The organism is Streptomyces xanthochromogenes (assembly GCF_014650455.1).
Taxonomy (GTDB): domain Bacteria; phylum Actinomycetota; class Actinomycetes; order Streptomycetales; family Streptomycetaceae; genus Streptomyces; species Streptomyces xanthochromogenes.
The window spans coordinates 1-532 of the sequence record NZ_BMUZ01000054.1; the positions used below are offsets into that span (position 1 = coordinate 1).

Annotated in this window: 1 protein-coding gene; it reads left to right on the plus strand. The window is 69.7% G+C overall.

Annotated features, from left to right (window positions below):
* On the plus strand, positions 1 to 532 hold a 532-nt coding region (locus IE267_RS39340; RefSeq protein WP_189766581.1), incomplete at both ends, for a helicase-related protein.

The window sequence follows — 532 nt, forward strand, 5'->3', positions numbered from 1 at the left end:
GGTCGACATCACGGTCCTGGACGAGGCGGACCAGATGGCCGACATGGGCTTCATGCCGCAGGTCACCGAGCTCCTCGACCAGGTGCGCCCGGGCGGGCAGCGGATGCTGTTCTCGGCGACCCTGGACCGCAACGTCGACCTGCTGGTGCGCCGCTACCTGAGCGACCCGGTCGTGCACTCGGTGGACCCGTCGGCGGGCGCGGTGACCACGATGGAGCACCACGTGCTGCACGTGCAGAGCGCCGACAAGTACGCCACGACCACCGAGATCGCGGCCCGTGACGGCCGGGTGATCATGTTCCTGGACACCAAGCACGCGGTCGACCAGCTGACCAAGCACCTGCTGCAGAGCGGTGTGCGGGCGGCGGCGCTGCACGGCGGGAAGTCGCAGCCCCAGCGCACCCGCACGCTCGCCCAGTTCAAGACCGGTGACGTGTCCGTCCTGGTCGCCACCAACGTCGCGGCGCGCGGCATCCACGTCGACAACCTCGACCTGGTGGTCAACGTCGACCCGCCGACCGACCACAAGGAC